Origin of the sequence: Bacillus sp. 22190, from assembly GCF_052045575.1 — a bacterium.
GTDB classification, from domain to species: domain Bacteria; phylum Bacillota; class Bacilli; order Bacillales; family Bacillaceae; genus Bacillus; species Bacillus altitudinis.
The window spans coordinates 211,085-226,407 of sequence record NZ_JBQEPF010000002.1; the positions used below are offsets into that span (position 1 = coordinate 211,085).

A 15,323-nucleotide genomic window follows, 5' to 3' on the forward strand; every position below is an offset into this window, starting at 1 on the left:
GAGGGGAGAAACGTGAAGAACAAATGGTTTTCCTATTTTATTGGCAGAGTGGAAGTGGAGATAAGAGGAAGCGGTATTGAGCGGCTAATCAATGAGTGCACGAGACAGGGGATCACAATTTTTCAAGTGAGCCGCCGTCAAGACAGCGTGCGCTTATTTATTCGCCTCTCAGATGTACATGCCTTTAGAAAAGTGCGCAGACATCATGAGGTGAAATGTTCGTTTCATCAAAAGAAAGGGTTCCCGTTTCTTCTTCTATGGTCGAGAAGAAATATTGGCTTCACCCTCGGGATGGCTTTTTTCCTAGTGACGATATTGGCTCTTTCAAATATGGTGTGGAAAATTGAGATTAAAGGTGCGAATCCAGAAACAGAACACCAAATGAGAAAGCATCTGGACGAAATAGGGGTACAAAAAGGGCGTTTTCAGTTTCTCATGGGGACACCTGAAAAAATACAAAAGTCATTGACGACCAATATTCAGAGCATTACATGGGTCGGAGTTGAACTGAACGGAACGACGTTTCAAATGAAAGTGGTCGAAAAAAATGAACCTGAAAAGGAGAAATATACAAGTCCTCAGCACATCGTTGCCAAGAAAAAGGCGGTTATCACGAGAATGTATGTAGAAAAGGGAGAACCGCTTGCCCAGGTCGATGAGCATGTGAAAAAAGGGCAGATGCTCGTCTCAGGTTTAATTGGGAGTGAAGATCAGAAAAAAACGGTCGGAGCTAAAGCGAAAATCTATGGTGAAACATGGTACCGATCTGAAGTTTCTGTCCCTCTTCGAACATCTTTTGATGTCTTTACGGGTAAAATGAAGACAAAGCACAAGCTCTCCTTGTTTGGAGGCTCCATCCCATTTTGGGGATTTTCCTTTAAAAAAGATGATTTTCAGCAGCCGAAAATAGAAACAGAAGTTCATCCGCTTCATTTTTTGAATATGCAATTGCCGTTCTCCTATGAAAAGGAAATCACACGAGAAAGTGAAAAAATAAATCGAGAATACACAAATAAAGAAGCGGTTCAAGCAGGGATTAAAATGGGTAAAAAAGAATTAGAAGAAAAGCTAGGTCAAACAGGTGAGGTGAAAAGTGAAAAAGTTTTGCACGAGACAACAGGGAATGGTAAAGTTAAGTTAATCATCCTTTACCAAGTAATAGAAGATATTGTTCAACCAACACCTATTGTTCAGGGAGACTAGAGAATGACAGAACATTTACTTGAGATTCAACAAAAATTGGATAGCCCAAACGAAGCCATTGCTTTATTTGGCAATCAAGATGCTTATCTGAAACTGATGGAAAACGAGCTGAATGTCTCCATTATCACACGTGGAGAGAAAGTGTATGTTTCTGGTCAGGAAGCATCAAGAGATACTGTGAGCCGTTTGATTACATCTCTCTTACATCTCATTCGTAAAGGAATTGAGATTTCTGAGCGGGATGTCGTCTATGCCATTAAAATGGCGCAAAAAGACAAGCTCAATTATTTTGAAAATATGTATGAAGATGAAATTACGAAAAATGCCAAAGGCAAGTCGATCAGAGTCAAAACGATCGGCCAGCGTGAATATGCTGCGGCAATGAAAAAAGATGATCTGGTCTTTGGGATTGGACCTGCTGGTACAGGTAAAACGTATTTAGCAGTGGTCAACGCCGTACATGCCCTGAAAAATGGACATGTCAAACGGATTATCCTGACAAGGCCAGCTGTTGAAGCAGGAGAAAGTCTTGGCTTTTTGCCAGGAGATTTAAAAGAAAAAGTCGATCCTTATTTAAGACCGCTATATGATGCTTTGCACGATGTGCTTGGTAGTGATCATACGGAACGTTTAATTGAGCGCGGAGTGATTGAAATTGCCCCTCTTGCCTATATGAGAGGGCGGACGCTTGATGATGCATTTGTGATTTTAGATGAAGCGCAGAATACAACGCCAGCTCAAATGAAAATGTTTTTGACGAGACTAGGCTTTGGTTCTAAAATGGTCATTACAGGAGATATTACACAAATTGATTTGCCTAAAGGTATGCAGTCAGGCCTTGCAGCTGCAAAGGACATGCTTGCTGAGATCAAGGGTATCTCATTCATTGAATTAGATCAGACAGATGTGGTCAGACACCCGCTTGTGGCGAAGATCATTGGAGCATACGAAAAGCAAAAATGAACTGAGTGACCCGATCGCCTTAATCGGGTCATTTTGTTTCGATCGTGGTTTAAAGTAAAAAAGGAGGTACTTTCCTTGAGAAAGAATCAGAAAGGCAGTAAGCGCAAAAGGCTGCTGTCTAAAAAAGAACCTCAGAAAATGGAGCGCTCACGCTATTTAAACGTACTGCTATACGCTGGTTTAGCGGCCATCCTGTTTGTGGTGCTCTTCTTCCATGTAAAGCCTGAATCGCTCGACCTAGATTTGTTTTCAGTGAGCGAACAGACCATCTATTCTCCGTCTACCGTTGATGACCAAGAAGCAACAGAAGAAAAGAAACAAGAAGCAACGGATCAAGTGGAAGACCAATATACACTCAAAAAAGCGTATTCTGATAATCGTGTTGACCTCATTTCATCCCTCTTTGAAGCCATTAAAGAAGAGAAGAAAGCAGCAGCTGATGACAAAGAGAACCCGCCAACAGATCAAGAGATGGTGAAGCGTGTAAAAGAGAAACTCACAACCGATATGCAGGAAGCTGTTTCGGATCAATCGATTAAAGCGCTGCTCCAAGCAAGTGACGAAAATCTTTCTTTTACAAAAGATTCCATCATCACAGTGGTCAATTCTCTCATGAGTAAAGAAATCACAGCTTCTAAGCTGCAAGATGAAAAGAAACAAGTGAAAGCAGAGCTTGAAAACAATTCGATTCCGTCAAAATATTTAAATGCAGCGAAAGAAATTGGTGAATTTGCGATTATTCCAAACTATGTATTTGACCCGGTCGCAACAGAGAAGAAAAGACAAGAAGCAGCTGATAATATCCAGCCGGTTCAAATTAAGCAAGGGCAAATTTTAGTGGAAGAAGGAGAGCTCATTGACCGCGAAGTGTATCGTAAATTAGAACTGACCGGCCTTTTAAACAGCTCCAATTTGTTTAAGCCTGTAAGCGGTCTTATCATCTTAATTGGTCTCTTCTTAGCGGCGATTGTCCACTCACTGGAATCGAGGAAAAAGTCGCTCGTCCATAAGAATAAATCGTTACTGCTGTACTCGCTTATTTTCACCATTATTTTAATCATCATGGAAGTATTCAGTCTCTTCCAGGAAACCAAATATACAACCATCGGCTACGTCGTGCCTGTGGCACTTGGCACGATGCTGATTAAGCTGCTGATCAATGAGCGGCTGGCGATCTTCTCCGGCCTTGTATTTGCCCTTTGCGGCAGTATGATGTTTAATCAAGGAGTAACAGGCGTCTTTAACTATGTCATCTGTGCTTATTATTTAATAAGCGGGATGGCGGGGATTTTATTTTTGAGAAAACATAATGCGAGATCAAAAATTTTGCAGGCGGGGCTTTGGGTAGCTTTGGTGAATGTACTTGTTGTGCTGTCCATTATGCTGATTCAAAATTCTTCTCCATCAGGGCTTGAAATAGGTGTGAACCTCATCATGGCGATTGTGTCAGGGTTTGCATCGGCTATTTTGGTTATTGGGTTAATGCCAGTCTTTGAGAGCATGTTTGGCATTCTTTCGACCATGAAGCTTATTGAATTATCGAACCCGAATCATCCGCTGCTGAAAAAGATCTTAACAGAGACGCCAGGTACATATCATCATAGTGTCATGGTGGCGAATTTAGCGGATGCTGCATGTGAAGCAGTCGGTGCAAATGGATTGTTAGCAAGGGTTGGAGCTTATTATCATGACATTGGAAAAACGAAAAGACCACAATACTTTATTGAAAACCAAATGAACATTGATAATCCGCACGACAAGCTTTCTCCTCAGCTGAGCAAGAATATTATTATTGCCCATACGACAGATGGTGCTGAAATGCTGAGAGAAAAGAAGTTTCCAGAGGAACTTGTGGACATTGCAGAACAGCATCACGGAAAGTCCTTGCTGAAGTTCTTTTACTATAAGGCAAAAGAACGGGATGATCAGGTGACAGAAGAAGAATTTCGTTATCCTGGTCCAAAACCGCAATCGAAAGAAGCGGCCATTATTTCTGTAGCTGACAGCGTGGAGGCGGCGGTTCGTTCGATGCATAATCCAAACCCTGAGCGGATTGAAAAGCTTGTGAAGGGCATCATTTCAGATAAGATGCAGGATGGACAATTTAGTGAATGTGATCTGACATTTAAAGAATTAAATATTATTAGCCAAACAATTTGTACAACATTAAAGGGGATTTTCCATTCTCGGATTGAATATCCAGATGCCCCGAAGCAGAAGGTGAAGTAAATGACATTGTTAATCGATTTAATAGATGAAACAGGACAAGTATCGAAAGAGCAGCTTGAAGAAGTGGAAAAGCTTCTTCAATTTGCTGCGGATGCTCTTGAAGTAAAAGATCAAGCAGAAGTATCAGTATCGATCGTTTCAAATGAAGAAATTCATCAAATTAATAAAGAATACCGAGGAAAAGATGCACCAACAGATGTGATTTCATTTGCCCTTGAGGAAGAAGGCGAAGGGGAAATTGAAATCATTGGAGCTGATGACATTCCGCCTGTACTTGGTGACATTATCATTAGTGTTGATCGTACGAAAGAGCAAGCAGAGGAATATGGACATTCCTTCATGAGAGAGCTAGGATTTTTAACGATTCATGGTTTTCTTCATTTGCTTGGTTATGATCATATGACAGAAGAAGATGAAAAAGAAATGTTCGCCAAACAGACAAAAATCTTGGATGATTATGGCCTTTCGAGATCATCGTAAGAAGCGAACGCCGCTTGTCCGTTTTTTTCGGAGTTTTTATTATGCATTTAGAGGAATATGGCGAACTTTCTTGAATGAACGGAATTTTCGGTTTCACACAGTCGCAGCCATCATCGTGGTGATTTGCGGCTTTTGGTTTCACATTCATCCGGTTGAATGGATGATCATTCTGCTTTTATGCGGCGGGATGTTTGCGTTAGAACTTGTGAATACAGCGATTGAACATACAGTAGATCTTTTCACAGAAGAGAAGCATCCTCTTGCTGAGAGAGCGAAGGACGCGGCAGCAGGCGCTGTTTGCGTTTACGCCGCCATTTCGGTTATGATTGGGTTGATGATCTTCTTACCGAAGATCATGCAATAGAACAATATTACTATTTATTAACATTTTTAGAAATGGGCGTGAAAATGTCACGTGAATTATGTAAAATATAAATGTGACAGTGGTACCATTTCTTCTGAAAGTGGGAACTAGAATGAACAAACAAGAGTTGATTTCAGAAGCAGTCAAAGCAAGAGATTTTGCATATGTACCCTATTCTAAATTCAAAGTCGGTGCAGCATTATTATCGCATGACGGAAAAGTGTATGGCGGCTGCAATATTGAAAATGCAGCATATGGTATGTGTAATTGTGCGGAAAGAACAGCACTTTTTAAAGCGTACTCAGAGGGCATCACATCTTTTCAAATGCTTGCAGTAGTGGCTGATACAGATCGGCCTGTTTCACCATGCGGCGCATGCAGACAGGTCATTTCAGAGCTATGTGCACCTGATATGCCAGTGATTCTAACGAACTTAAAAGGTCATATATACGAAACGACAGTAAACGAACTATTGCCAGGCGCATTTTCACCGGAGGATTTAAATGACTAACGAAAGCTTCAAATCAGGATTTGTATCAATTATTGGAAGACCAAATGTAGGGAAATCGACCTTTCTTAATCGTGTAATTGGACAAAAGATTGCGATTATGAGTGATAAGCCTCAAACGACTCGAAACAAAGTGCAAGGTGTTCTGACAACGAACACGTCACAAACGATTTTTATCGATACACCAGGAATTCATAAACCGAAGCACAAACTTGGCGATTTTATGATGAGGGTGGCTCAAAATACACTCAAGGAAGTCGACCTGATCTTGTTTATGATCAACGCACAGGAAGGCTATGGAAAAGGTGATGAATTCATCATTGAACGACTAAAGCAAACATCGACACCGGTGTTCCTTGTCGTCAATAAAATTGACCAAATTCATCCGGATGAACTGTTCCTTTTAATTGATGAATACCGTACACGTTACCCATTTAAGGAAATTGTGCCAATTTCAGCACTTGAAGGCAACAACATTGATACGCTTCTTCAGCAAATTGAAGGTTATCTTCCAGAAGGCCCTCAATTTTATCCGGCAGATCAAGTAACAGATCACCCAGAGCGATTTATTATTTCTGAATTAATTCGTGAAAAAGTGCTGCATTTAACGAGAGAAGAGATCCCTCACAGTATTGCGGTTGCAATTGAATCGATCAAGCCAGATGAAAACGGCAAGATTCATGTTGCAGCGACCATCGTCGTAGAACGTGATTCACAAAAAGGGATTGTGATTGGTAAGCGCGGCAGCTTATTAAAAGAAGTGGGACAAAAAGCGCGCAGAGACATTGAAGCACTTTTAGGCTCAAAGGTGTATTTAGAGCTTTGGGTAAAAGTGCAGAAGGACTGGCGTAATAAATCCACACATCTTCGTGATTTCGGATTTAGAGAAGACGAATATTAAAAACCGATACAGTTGTTAGTAGATCTGACAATGGTGCGGTTCGATTAGTAAAAATTGTTTATCATGAAATGGAGGTAGCCTGGTCAAGATAAAATTAATATGTTGGATGTAGCGTTGCTGCTTCTAATAAAGAAAGGTGGGGTTTTTATGTTGAATTTTACATGGAACGTATTTTCACAAACAGGAAGCGTTGACACGTATCTGCTTTTCAAAGAGTTAGAAAAGGAGAACCTGGAAAGACCCGATGTACTTGAAGAAGAAATAGCACGACTTGATTTTCCAATCTTATAATTCTTGACCCCCTCCAATGCTCGGAGTGTAGACAAATGCTCATTAAAAGTGAAGGAATCGTCCTTAGAACAACAGATTATGGCGAAACAAACAAAATTGTCACGCTGCTCACTAGAGAACATGGGAAAATTGGTGTGATGGCAAGAGGCGCTAAGAAATCGAACAGCCGCCTGTCAGCCATAAGCCAGCCGTTTTTATACGGAACCTTCCTGATCCAATCATCAACAGGACTTGGAACGCTCCAGCAAGGTGAAATGATGGAAAGCATGCGAACCATTCGGGAAGATTTATTTCTGACTGCATATGCCGCATATATGACAGAATTACTTGATAAAGGAACAGAAGAAAAGAAGCCAAACCCTTACTTGTTTGAACTTCTTCTTCAATCTTTACGCCATCTCAATGAAGGCACAGATGCTGATATTATTTTATTTATCGTAGAGGTTAAAATGCTGTCAGTGATGGGGTTGAAGCCTGAACTGGACCAATGTGTACACTGCGGTCAAAAAGAAGGGCAGTTCCATTTCTCAATTAGAGATAACGGATTCATCTGTAGGCAATGCTTTTCTAAAGATCCATATAAACTGCCCTTATCCCCAGCAGCAGCAAGACTGCTCCGTTTGTTTCATTATTTTGATTTATCAAGGCTTGGTCAGGTTGACGTGAAACCACAGACGAAACAAGAAATTCGTCAAGTGCTCGATCATTATTATGAAGAGTATTCAGGTCTTTATTTAAAATCAAAAAAATTCATGAATCAAATGGAATCCATGAAAAAGCTAATGGACGGTGAAAACAAAAGTTGACATCTCTCGTGACTTTTTGTAAGATCATCTAAGATCAAATATGTTGCATTGACAGAAAGAAGTACTTACGTATCAGCCATAAAAGCGACCTTAGGGCGGTGTGAGCTAAGGATGGACACGTAACGAAAGGCATTCTTGAGCAACGTAAAACAAAGCGGCTGGGTGCTACGACACCAGCAAATAGGGTGGAACCGCGGGAAAAACTCTCGTCCCTATGTTTGCAAGGAACCTTGTGAGCATAGAGACGGGAGTTTTTGTGTTTTGCAAAAAGGTTCTAGGCCCCACCGCCATACATAGCGGATGGTGTAAAAAAGATGGAGGTGCGATCATTGAATATTCAAGACATGATTTTGACACTGCAAAAGCATTGGTCAAATGAAGGCTGCGTATTAATGCAGGCATATGACACAGAAAAAGGTGCTGGAACGATGAGTCCATACACGTTCCTCAGAAGCATTGGGCCAGAGCCATGGAAGGTAGCTTATGTAGAACCTTCAAGACGCCCGGCTGACGGCAGATATGGAGAAAACCCAAACAGATTGTATCAACATCATCAATTTCAAGTGATCATTAAGCCATCACCTGACAATATTCAAGAACTGTATCTAGAATCATTGAAGGCGCTTGGCATTGACCCGCTGAAACATGATATTCGTTTTGTTGAAGACAACTGGGAAAACCCATCTCTTGGCTGCGCAGGACTTGGCTGGGAAGTTTGGCTTGATGGAATGGAAATTACGCAATTTACGTATTTCCAGCAAGTCGGCGGTTTAGAATGTAAGCCAGTTTCTGTTGAAATCACATACGGAATTGAGCGCCTTGCTTCTTACATTCAGGACAAAGAAAATGTGTTTGACCTTGAATGGACAGATGGCTTTACTGTAAGAGATTTATTCTTAATGGCTGAATACGAGCATTCTGTGTATACGTTTGAAACATCTAATACGGATATGCTGTTCGATTTATTTACAACATATGAAAAAGAAGCACATAGCCAAATGGACAAAGGACTTGTTCACCCGGCATATGATTATGTACTCAAATGTTCTCACACCTTTAACCTGCTTGATGCCAAAGGCGCGATTTCTGTGACTGAGCGAACAGGTTATATCGGAAGAGTACGTCAGTTAGCGAGAAAAGTAGCCAAAACATATTACGAAGAACGAGAAAAACTAGGATTCCCTATGCTAAAAGAGGAGGCGGCTTCTCATGAATAAACAAGATGTATTACTTGAAATCGGCTTAGAAGAGATGCCGGCTCGTTTCATGCCAGAAAGCACAAAGCAGCTAGGTGACAAAGTAAAAGCTTGGTTCGTAGCGCAAAATATTTCATTCGAAGACGTTGCTTTATTTAATTCACCAAGACGTCTAGCTGTACTCGTTAAAGGTGTTGCAGAAAAACAAGAGGACATCAAAGAAGAAGCAAAAGGACCGGCTAAAAAGATTGCTCAAGATGCTGAAGGCAATTGGACAAAAGCTGCCGAAGGTTTTGCCCGCGGACAAGGCGCTTCAACTGATGATCTGTATTTCAAAGACATCAAAGGTGTGGATTATGTCCATGTCCAAAAGTTTCAAGAAGGTAAGCAAGTCAAAGACCTTCTTCCAGCATTGGGGGACATTGCCGCTTCATTGAGTTTTCCAAAGAACATGAGATGGGGAAGCGAGGATTTACGCTATATCCGTCCAATTAAATGGATTGTTTGTTTATTTGGTCAAGAGATCATCCCTGTCGAAATTGCAGGAGTGAAAAGCGGACGGGAGACTAGAGGACATCGTTTCCTAGGAACGACAGCCAGCATTGACACACCAGCTTCTTATGAGCAAACATTAAGAGATCAATTTGTCATTGTAGATTCAGATAAAAGAAAACAATTAATTACTGAGCAATTACATGCCCTTTCTTCCGAAAAAGGCTGGGTCATTCCAGTTGATCCTGAGCTTCTAGAAGAAGTGAACGATCTTGTTGAATATCCAACCGTTCTATTTGGTTCTTTTGAAGAAGAATTTCTTGCGCTGCCAGAAGAAGTGCTTGTCACGACAATGAAAGAGCATCAGCGTTATTTCCCTGTGAAAAATGAACAAGGGGAATTACTGCCGCACTTTATTACGGTCAGAAATGGAAACAGTGAGGCACTTGAAAATGTGGCAAGAGGGAACGAAAAGGTCCTTCGCGCACGTTTATCAGATGCGGCATTTTTCTATAAAGAAGACGAAAAACTCGTCATTGAAGACAACATTCAAAAGCTTGATAAAGTCGTATTCCATGAGAAACTTGGCACGATTGGCGACAAGCTGAAAAGAGTAACAGACATTGCCGTCCGCCTAGCAGATCATGTGGGTGCAGATGAAGAAACGTCTAAACGCGCTGCAAGAGCAGCCAGTATTTCTAAATTTGACCTTGTGACTCAGATGGTCTATGAATTCCCAGAACTGCAAGGAATCATGGGTGAAAAATATGCTAGAGCACTTGGCGAGCATGAAGAAGTGGCAAAGAGTATCAACGAGCACTACATGCCGCGCTTTGCCGGTGACGATGCGCCGTCAACACTTATTGGGGCGATTGTTGCAGTGGCGGATAAGCTAGATTCTATTTGTTCATTCTTCTCAATTGATGTCATTCCAACAGGCTCTCAAGATCCTTATGGATTAAGAAGACAAGCGAGCGGTATCGTTCAAATCCTGCTAGACCGCCAATGGAATCTTTCATTTAAAGAGCTTTTAGCACTAGCTCAAGTAGAGACAAAACATGAAGCGGCTCTCATTGAATTTTTAACACACCGTTTGAAATATGTTCTCCAAGCAGAACATATCCGTCATGACGTGGTGGAAGCAGTCCTTGATGTTGAAAATATTGAACCATATGCGGTTGTGAAAAAAGCGGCTGTTCTTGAAGAGAGCGTGAAACAGGAGAGTTTCAAAGAAACGGCTGAGGCACTAGGCCGCGTCATTTCAATCAGTAAAAAAGGGGAAGACGCACAGATTCAGCCTGAACTGTTTGAAAATGAACACGAACAAAAGCTATTTGAAGCGTATCAGCAAGCGGAAAAAGCCGTCAACGAGTATATGGCAAAAGGTCAGTACCAATCAGCACTTGAAGCGCTAGATACATTAAAAGCACCAATTGTTCATTATTTCGACCATACCATGGTTCATGCCGATGATGAAAAACTGAAACAAAATCGTTTGGCACAAATGGTCAAACTTGCAAAAGTCATTCAATCATTTGCGAATATGAACAATTTAATTGTAAAATAAATACCTAAGAACGGTTGCCTTTTTCGAAGGGCAATCGTTTTTTACTCATTTAATTCACGGTTTTTGAGTGGATTTTTGTTTCATTCGGACGAAGATGCGCTATAATATGATGAGTTATGAAATTGATATACATAAAGTAAGGATTCGCTCTCTCTATTTAAAGGTGGTGAGTACAATCGAGTTAAATAAACGGCAAGAGCAGATTTTACAGATTGTCAAAGAGAATGGTCCGATCACTGGAGAGCATATCGCCGATCGGCTGAACTTAACAAGGGCTACCCTCAGACCGGATTTAGCCATTTTAACGATGTCTGGCTTTTTAGAAGCAAGACCAAGGGTCGGCTACTTTTTTACAGGCAAAACAGGCACGCAGCTTCTGGCAGATAAGCTGAAAAAACTTCAAGTGAAAGATTTTCAGTCCATTCCGGTCGTGATACACGAGAATGTTTCGGTTTATGATGCGATTTGTACGATGTTTTTAGAGGATGTGGGCACATTATTCGTTGTGGACGATCACTCTATTTTAACAGGCGTGTTATCAAGAAAAGACCTCCTTCGAGCAAGTATTGGGAAACAAGAGCTTCCATCTATACCTGTCCATATTATTATGACAAGAATGCCGAACATTACCGTTTGCCGCAAAGAAGATTTTATTATGGATGTGGCCAAGCACTTGATTGAAAAGCAAATAGATGCACTTCCTGTTATAAAAGATACGGATAAAGGCTTTGAAGTGGTCGGCAGAATTACGAAAACAAACATGACGAAAATACTTGTTAGCTTATCAGAGAACGAAATTATCTAATTACAGAAGACTGCGAGGGGATGTTATGAGTAATCGCGTAATTTTTGTTGTATCAGATTCAGTAGGAGAAACGGCAGAGCTCGTGGTCAAAGCGGCACTTAGCCAATTTGATGGCGGCTCATCTGACCATTCAAATATTAGAAGAATCCCATATGTAGAGGATGTTGGTACGATTAAAGAAGTCATTTCACTGGCGAAAGCAGATAATGGGATCGTCTGCTTTACTCTTGTTGTGCCAGAAATGCGCCAATTCTTAATAGAAGAAGCAGAAGCGAATGGCGTCGTGTACTATGACATTATCGGTCCACTTATTGATAAAATGGAGACGGCATATGGAAATGAAGCGAAACATGAGCCAGGTCGTGTACGTCAATTAGATGAGGACTATTTTAAAAAGGTAGAAGCCATTGAGTTCGCTGTGAAATATGATGATGGCCGGGACCCAAGAGGTATTCTAAAGGCTGATATTGTGCTGATTGGTGTATCACGTACGTCTAAGACACCACTTTCTCAATACTTAGCACATAAACGCTTGAAGGTAGCAAACGTTCCGATTGTTCCTGAAGTTGATCCGCCAGAGGAGTTATTCTCAGTTGATCCAAAAAAATGCATCGGCCTGAAAATTAGTCCAGACAAACTAAATCATATCCGTAAAGAACGTTTAAAATCACTCGGTTTAAATGACCGTGCCATTTATGCGAATATCGAGCGGATTAAAGAGGAACTAGAATATTTTGAAAAAGTGGTTGACCGCATTAACTGTCAAGTTGTTGATGTATCGAATAAAGCAGTTGAGGAGACAGCAAATGTCATTCATCAAATGCTGACCAAAAGAGGTTCCGAATAAACTCAGGATGCTCCTCCTGGGTTTTTCCTATGGTGGGAAACGGGTAAACAAAAACAATAGCATATTTGCTGCATTTGTATTATAATAAAAAATTGTGATAAAATGATTGATTTTAGGTTTAAGTTAAGTCAAGAACGAATAAACTAATATTGGCAGAAGTCAAGTGATTCTGAACATAACTTTTCGACAAAATGAGTTTTACTGTTGATTGCTTTATGGGGGAAAAGTATGGTCTTTTTGCTTCTCTAAAGCAGGAATAAGGTGGAGGGATGGAGAATTAGTCACCTGAATGAACGTAAAAAAGAAAGGACGATTTATGTCGATGCAGATGCTTGTCCTGTAAAAGACGAAATCCTTTCTGTCGCATCTCAATTTCAAGTACCTGTGACTTTCATTGCTTCATATGAGCATTTTCAAACCAAACGATCACCACTTGAAGATTGGCGGTTTGTTGATACACATAAGGAAGCAGCAGATTTAGTCATTGCGAACTTAGCTGTCAAGCACGATATTGTTGTCACCCAGGATATTGGTCTGGCCTCCTTACTGCTTCCAAGACAAGTCATTGTTCTGTCTGAAAGAGGACGAATGTACACAAACGAAACAATTGATTTTGATTTGGAACGCAGGCATGTTTCCAGTAAACAGCGAAGAAAAGGTGTATACGGAAAAGGTCCCAAAAAGCTTTTAGAAGAGGATAAAAAGCGATTTATTGCCCAACTACAAAAAATCCTGTCGAATCATGAAGGATTTTTGAATTAAAAGGCGAATAATGTACGACGGAGTGTTATTAGGATGAGCAAACGTATACCAGATGAACTTTTGGAGCAAATCCAAAAAAACGCAGACATTGTCGAAGTGATTGGAGAATACGTACAGCTTAGAAAACAAGGTCGGAATTACTTCGGTCTTTGTCCATTCCATGGTGAAAATACTCCTTCATTCTCTGTTTCAGCAGATAAGCAAATCTTCCATTGTTTTGGCTGTGGTGCAGGAGGCAATGTATTTTCGTTCCTCAGACAAATGGAAGGCTACTCATTTATTGAAGCCGTTTCACATGTTGCTGATAAGTACCATATTGATTTGCCGGATCATGTAGCGAATGCGCAGATCAGTTCCTCACAGCAAGAGGATACAGCAGATCATAAAATGATTGAGGCGCATGAGCTTCTTAAGAAATTTTACCACCATTTGCTGGTAAATACAAAGGAAGGTCAAAACGCACTCGATTATTTAAGGTCCAGGGGCTTTACGGATGAAACAATTGCCAAGTTTGAGATCGGGTATGCTCTCGACTCGTGGGATTTCGTGACCAAGTTTTTAGAAAAACGAGGGTTTGATCCTGCGATGATGGAGAAGGCTGGTCTTTTGATTCAACGAGAAAACGGCACAGGTTTTTTTGACCGCTTTAGAGATCGTGTCATGTTTCCAATTCATGATCATCACGGGACGGTCGTCGCTTTTTCTGGAAGATCACTTGGTGATCAGCAGCCAAAGTATATGAATAGTCCTGAAACGCCACTTTTTCATAAAAGTAAGCTGCTTTATCACTTTCATGACGCGCGTATGCATATTAGAAAACGCGAACGTGCAGTCCTTTTCGAAGGATTTGCTGACGTCATCTCGGCTGTCACAAGTGGTGTTGGCGAAAGTGTTGCAACAATGGGTACGTCTTTAACAGAAGAGCACGTAAAGCTTCTTAGGCGGAACGTTGAAGAGATCATTTTATGTTATGACTCTGACACGGCCGGGTATGAAGCGACCATGAAAGCATCAGATTTGCTTGGAAAAAGAGGATGTAAAGTTCGCGTTGCCATGATACCAGATGGACTTGATCCAGATGATTACATTCGTAAATATGGCGGCGAGAAATTTAGGAATGACATCATAGATGCAAGTGTGACATTAATGACATTTAAGATGAATTTTTTCCGAAGAGGAAAGAATTTGTCTGACGAAGGAGACCGCCTGACTTACATGAAGCAGGTTCTCCGAGAAATCAGCCGATTAAACGGTTCCTTGGAACAAGAGATTTACATGAAGCAGCTGGCCGGGGAGTTCTCCATTTCACTTGACTCATTAAAGGAGCAATTGGAGCTTTTTGAAAAGCAGCAGCGACAAGAGGCCAAGAGCTCGCAAGAAGAAAATGGGCTTGAAAAGCGGCGTGCACATCTGTCAACACAGGTAAGACGAAAACGTCTAAGGCCGGCATATGAAAACGCAGAGCGAATGCTCCTTGCACATATGTTGAAAAATGATGACGTGATCCGAAAAGTGCTTGATAGGATAGGGTTTGAATTTAATATAGATTCGCACAGAGCGCTGGCAACATACATTTATGCATTGTATGAAGAAGGCAAGGAGCCGACCCCGCAGCATCTGATGAACCGTATAGAAGATGATGTGATCAATCAGCTCCTGACGGATATTTTCATGATTCAAGTTGGAGACGAACTAAGTGAAGCTGAATTAAGTGATTATGTAAAAAAAGTGTTGAATCATCGGAATTTGTCAATGATAAAGGAAAAAGAACTAGAACGTGCAGAGGCGGAGAGGCAAAAAGATTTCTTCAAAGCGGCAACACTTGCAAAAGAAATTATTCAGTTGAACCGTTCGCTGAAGTAATACGTCTACTATTTATGACAAGACTTACGGCTGGCAATGAATCCTT

General features: G+C 41.0%; 15 protein-coding genes. All 15 read left to right on the forward strand.

The annotated features are described in order from the left end of the window. Window positions 1–12: 12 nt before the first annotated feature. The 15 genes from yqfD to dnaG all read left to right on the forward strand — a co-directional run bounded on the left by yqfD (window position 13) and on the right by dnaG (window position 15,277). Window positions 13–1,203, forward strand: coding sequence for a sporulation protein YqfD (gene yqfD, locus ACTJKA_RS03955; RefSeq protein WP_217609011.1), 1,191 nt, complete (start codon window positions 13–15; stop codon window positions 1,201–1,203). A 3-nt stretch (window positions 1,204–1,206) separates the two neighbouring features. Continuing rightward, window positions 1,207–2,166, forward strand: a complete 960-nt coding sequence (locus tag ACTJKA_RS03960; protein ID WP_008342419.1) for a PhoH family protein — start codon at window positions 1,207–1,209, stop codon at window positions 2,164–2,166. 114 nt (window positions 2,167–2,280) lie between these two features. After that, window positions 2,281–4,395 carry an HD family phosphohydrolase gene (locus ACTJKA_RS03965; protein WP_370648338.1) on the forward strand — a complete coding sequence of 705 codons (2,115 nt, stop codon included), beginning with the start codon at window positions 2,281–2,283 and terminating at the stop codon, window positions 4,393–4,395. Beyond that, window positions 4,396–4,875 (forward strand): rRNA maturation RNase YbeY, encoded by a 480-nt coding sequence (gene ybeY / locus ACTJKA_RS03970; protein WP_007501310.1) that lies wholly within the window; start codon window positions 4,396–4,398, stop codon window positions 4,873–4,875. It abuts the gene before it with no gap. Beyond that, window positions 4,853–5,239, forward strand: a complete 387-nt coding sequence (locus ACTJKA_RS03975) for a diacylglycerol kinase family protein (protein ID WP_024718818.1) — start codon at window positions 4,853–4,855, stop codon at window positions 5,237–5,239. The genes ybeY and ACTJKA_RS03975 overlap by 23 nt, the downstream gene beginning before the upstream one ends. A 112-nt stretch (window positions 5,240–5,351) precedes the next feature. Then, window positions 5,352–5,750 (forward strand): cytidine deaminase, encoded by a 399-nt coding sequence (locus ACTJKA_RS03980; protein WP_008342410.1) that lies wholly within the window; start codon window positions 5,352–5,354, stop codon window positions 5,748–5,750. Further along, on the forward strand, window positions 5,743–6,648 hold the full coding sequence (gene era, locus ACTJKA_RS03985; RefSeq protein WP_007501305.1) for a GTPase Era: 906 nt from the start codon (window positions 5,743–5,745) through the stop codon (window positions 6,646–6,648). Before ACTJKA_RS03980 ends, era begins: the two co-directional genes overlap by 8 nt. A 147-nt stretch (window positions 6,649–6,795) precedes the next feature. Further along, window positions 6,796–6,939 (forward strand): YqzL family protein, encoded by a 144-nt coding sequence (locus ACTJKA_RS03990; protein WP_008342408.1) that lies wholly within the window; start codon window positions 6,796–6,798, stop codon window positions 6,937–6,939. Between the two features lie 35 nt (window positions 6,940–6,974). Next, window positions 6,975–7,745, forward strand: coding sequence for a DNA repair protein RecO (recO, locus tag ACTJKA_RS03995; RefSeq protein WP_007501304.1), 771 nt, complete (start codon window positions 6,975–6,977; stop codon window positions 7,743–7,745). A gap of 329 nt (window positions 7,746–8,074) precedes the next feature. Beyond that, window positions 8,075–8,962 carry a glycine--tRNA ligase subunit alpha gene (gene glyQ, locus ACTJKA_RS04000; protein ID WP_003217487.1) on the forward strand — a complete coding sequence of 296 codons (888 nt, stop codon included), beginning with the start codon at window positions 8,075–8,077 and terminating at the stop codon, window positions 8,960–8,962. Further along, window positions 8,955–11,000, forward strand: coding sequence for a glycine--tRNA ligase subunit beta (glyS, locus tag ACTJKA_RS04005; RefSeq protein ID WP_171465586.1), 2,046 nt, complete (start codon window positions 8,955–8,957; stop codon window positions 10,998–11,000). The genes glyQ and glyS overlap by 8 nt, the downstream gene beginning before the upstream one ends. A gap of 166 nt (window positions 11,001–11,166) precedes the next feature. Beyond that, on the forward strand, window positions 11,167–11,805 hold the full coding sequence (locus ACTJKA_RS04010; protein WP_024423017.1) for a helix-turn-helix transcriptional regulator: 639 nt from the start codon (window positions 11,167–11,169) through the stop codon (window positions 11,803–11,805). A 25-nt stretch (window positions 11,806–11,830) separates the two neighbouring features. Continuing rightward, a complete protein-coding gene (locus tag ACTJKA_RS04015; RefSeq protein ID WP_008342399.1) occupies window positions 11,831–12,652 on the forward strand; it encodes a pyruvate, water dikinase regulatory protein in 822 nt (273 codons plus the stop codon). Window positions 12,653–12,913: 261 nt separating this feature from the next. Then, complete coding sequence (locus ACTJKA_RS04020; protein WP_008342395.1) at window positions 12,914–13,414, forward strand: YaiI/YqxD family protein; 501 nt, start codon at window positions 12,914–12,916, stop codon at window positions 13,412–13,414. Window positions 13,415–13,447: 33 nt separating this feature from the next. Continuing rightward, window positions 13,448–15,277: a DNA primase gene (gene dnaG / locus ACTJKA_RS04025; RefSeq protein WP_008342393.1), complete on the forward strand. Its 1,830-nt coding sequence runs from the start codon at window positions 13,448–13,450 to the stop codon at window positions 15,275–15,277. Window positions 15,278–15,323: the final 46 nt, after the last annotated feature.